Origin of the sequence: Candidatus Alcyoniella australis (assembly GCA_030765605.1) — a bacterium.
In the GTDB taxonomy this organism is placed as follows: Bacteria; Lernaellota; Lernaellaia; order JAVCCG01; family Alcyoniellaceae; genus Alcyoniella; species Alcyoniella australis.
Window position 1 is genome coordinate 1 of the sequence record JAVCCG010000149.1, and the last position, 3,066, is coordinate 3,066.

Consider the following 3,066-nt stretch of genomic DNA (forward strand, 5'->3'; position numbering starts at 1 on the left):
CCGAGATCGAGGCCGCGACCGAGGCCGCGCTGGACGCTGCGCCGACGATCACCGCCGGTGTGGATGCCGGTGAGACGCCGGTCACCTCGACTGCGGCCAACGGGGCGATCATCACCGCCTCGTCCGACACGCCGGGGATCACCGCGACGACCACTGCGACCACGACTCCGGAGACCGTGCTGAGCGGCGGCGCGCTGCCCCAGGAGATCAACGCCATCGCGCTGGAGGCCGGCAGCGGCGACGGCGCCAAGATCGAGGTCCTGCTGGTCGCGTAACCAGCGGACGCGAAGGAGATAAAGATGCCCGACAGACTCGAATCACTGCGGATCGTCGATCCGGTCCTGAGCAAGCTGGCCCAGGGCTACAAGCACCCGGCACACCTCTGGCCGCAGATCCTGCCCGTGGTCCCCCTGAGCGCCTCGTTGATGCGCGTGCCGACCTTCGGCAAGGAGACGTTCATGGCCTACAACACGGCCAAGCCTCTCCGCGGCCCGGCTGCTCGCATCGAGTTCGGCAACAACTACGCCACCGTGGGCTACGACCGCGAGGCGCTGGAGTCCGGCATCGACGACGAGGAGTACGACGAGGCCAACCCGGTTTTGCAGCTTCAGACCAGGCGGCAGAACAATCTGCTCAAGACCATGTCCCTGCAGCTCGAGCGCGCGGTGGGCGCGATGTGCCAGAACGCGGCCAACTACCCCGTCGGCAACAAGGTCGCCCTGACCGGCAACGATCAGTGGAACTCCGGCCACGTGGACGGCGACCCCTTCGTTGACATCGAGGCGGGGCGCGAGGCTGTTCGCGGCGCGGTCGGCGTTGACCCCAATCTTCTGGCCTTGGGCCCCAAAATCCACAGCGTGCTCAAGATGCACCCGGCCGTGCTGGCCGCGCTGTATCCCAACGCTCCGACGCAGAAGGGCGCGGCCACTCTGGCCCAGCTCGCCGAGCTGTTCGAGGTCGAGAAGGTGGTCGTGGGCAAGTCGATCACGGCTTCGGCCGACGGCGTGTTCAGCGACATCTGGGGCCTCATCGCTATGCTGGCCTACGTGCCGCCCGAGTCCGAGCAGGATCAGGAGACTCCGGCCTTTGGCTACACCTTCCGCAAGCAGGGGCATCCGATCACGGACAAGTACCGCGACGAGCACTCCACCACCGAGGTGCTGCGCGTTCAGGACTATCGCCGGCCGATGATCCTCGGGCCCAACGCGGCCTACCTGATCGCCGACGCGATCGCTCCCGCGAGCTGACGATGCACCTGACCCTCTGGCCCTTCAAGCACAACGGCCGGACCTTCAGGCCCGGCGACACGGTTGAGGACCTGCCCGAGGCCGTGGCCGCACGCCTGCTCGAGCTGGGAGCCATCGAACGCCAACAGCCCGCCAAGGCCGCCGAGCCAGACGTGGCCGACATTGCCCGAGCGATCCGAGACGCGATCGAAACCGGGCAGACGACTAAGGACGGCAAGCCTACGGTCGAGGCGCTCGAGGAGCGCCTGGGCGTCGCGGTCTCCGCAAAGCAGCGCGACGAGTGGTTCCAGGGCTACCAAGAGATTTCCGAGAAGTAGCCGATGTCCTACGCCTCCTACGCCGACCTGGTCAATCAGCTTCCCGAGGAGAAGCTGATCGAGTACGCCGACGATAACGGCGACGGGGTGGCGGACGAGGGCCGCATTGAGGCGGCGCTGAACAAGGCGGACGAGGAGATCGATTTCTATTTGCAGAAGCGCTATCCCGTGCCGCTGGAACCTTGCCCCAAGGGCGTCCGCAACCTTGCCGTAAACATCGCCATCTACCACCTGGCCAGCCGCCGGGGCTTCCGCGACAACACTTCCGACGCGGTGATCGTTCGACGCTATGAGGGCTCGCTCAAAGTGCTGGAGAAAATCGGCGAGGGAAAACTCGATCTGCCGATGGGCGATGAGCCGACGCAGCCCGAGGTCGGAGTCAGCGTGCGCACACGCGAGCGGACGTTCTCCGACGAGCTGCTGGGGAAGTTCTGATGCTGACCGCGTGCAAGGCCCGGATCAAGCAGGCGCTGGTGGCCCAGGGAATTGTTGATCGCAATGTGTGCATGAATGCGGGCCAGGCCGGGCAGATGCGCGCCAAGCCCTACGCGGTGCTGCACATCACCTCCGACGAGTCAGAGTTCGACGGCAGCCTGGTGTCGACAACCGCGGATCCTGCAACGCGCACCGTGACCAAGCTGCGCCGCCGCTACCGGCGCACGATCCAGCTCGGCGTGGCGCTGATCGACAAAAACGAGACGCTGTGCGACGGGCGCGCCGAGCAGTTGCTCGCCGGGCTTCCGCGCGGATTCATCGATGCGGACGGTCACTACATCGCACTGAGCCCGGGCCGCGCCAAGTGGAGCGAGGACGAGGGCTTTGTGCTCGACGAGACGCGCGCCGAGCTGACCTTGACCTTCGCCGGCGGGATCTACGTCACGGAAACCGCGCCGCTGGTCGATGCCTCAACCGCAGTGCGCATCGACGCCACGCTGGCGCCGCAGGGAGCATGAGATGGCCGACGACAAGCCCAAGCAGCCCGATAAACAGGCCCGAACGATCCGCGACCTGGCCAAGGAGCACAAGGTCCCGGATTGGGAGCTGGCCGGGCTGTGGGCCCACTACAAGTGGGACGACAAGACGACGATGACGCCGGAGGCGTTCAAGCGCGACCTGTCCAGGGCGCGCAAGCTGCCTGCGAGCAAGTTCTAGCCAGAACGAGGAGGCCCAATGGTCTGGGGTGGAGTTGAGGAACACAAGACGGCCGGAGATCTCACCGGCCAGATTACCGACGTTACCGGCTCGCTGCTGGCCGTCGGGCCCTGCGAATCGGGCGAGACCTCGCTGCTGTATTACTTCGGGCCGCACTCGAACGTGCGCGGAAGTCTCGGCGAGGGGCAGCTCACGGACAAGATCGAGGACGCGATCCAGCTTGGGGCCGAGCGCATCGTGGCCGTGGTCTCCCCGGGCTCCGTAGCCGGGGTCAACGGCACGGTCACTGCCGGCAGCGGCAACTCCGGCGATGCTGTTTTTGCGGCCGCGGGCACGCCCAAGAGCAAGTA

7 protein-coding genes are annotated in these 3,066 nt (G+C 66.4%); all 7 read left to right on the top strand.

The window, feature by feature from the left end:
• Positions 1-275, top strand: a 275-nt coding sequence (locus P9M14_18030) for a hypothetical protein (GenBank protein ID MDP8257651.1), incomplete at its 5' end; no start/stop codon positions are given.
• A 24-nt stretch (positions 276-299) separates the two neighbouring features.
• Entirely contained in the window at positions 300-1,247 is a 948-nt protein-coding gene (locus P9M14_18035; protein MDP8257652.1) for a hypothetical protein, read from the top strand.
• Between the two features lie 2 nt (positions 1,248-1,249).
• Complete coding sequence (locus P9M14_18040; GenBank protein ID MDP8257653.1) at positions 1,250-1,564, top strand: hypothetical protein; 315 nt, start codon at positions 1,250-1,252, stop codon at positions 1,562-1,564.
• Between the two features lie 3 nt (positions 1,565-1,567).
• On the top strand, positions 1,568-1,999 hold the full coding sequence (locus P9M14_18045) for a DUF1320 domain-containing protein (protein MDP8257654.1): 432 nt from the start codon (positions 1,568-1,570) through the stop codon (positions 1,997-1,999).
• Positions 1,999-2,517 carry a hypothetical protein gene (locus tag P9M14_18050; protein MDP8257655.1) on the top strand — a complete coding sequence of 173 codons (519 nt, stop codon included), beginning with the start codon at positions 1,999-2,001 and terminating at the stop codon, positions 2,515-2,517. Before P9M14_18045 ends, P9M14_18050 begins: the two co-directional genes overlap by 1 nt.
• A gap of 1 nt (position 2,518) precedes the next feature.
• On the top strand, positions 2,519-2,716 hold the full coding sequence (locus tag P9M14_18055) for a hypothetical protein (protein MDP8257656.1): 198 nt from the start codon (positions 2,519-2,521) through the stop codon (positions 2,714-2,716).
• 18 nt (positions 2,717-2,734) lie between these two features.
• The coding region (locus tag P9M14_18060; protein MDP8257657.1) for a DUF2586 family protein at positions 2,735-3,066 on the top strand (332 nt) is incomplete at its 3' end.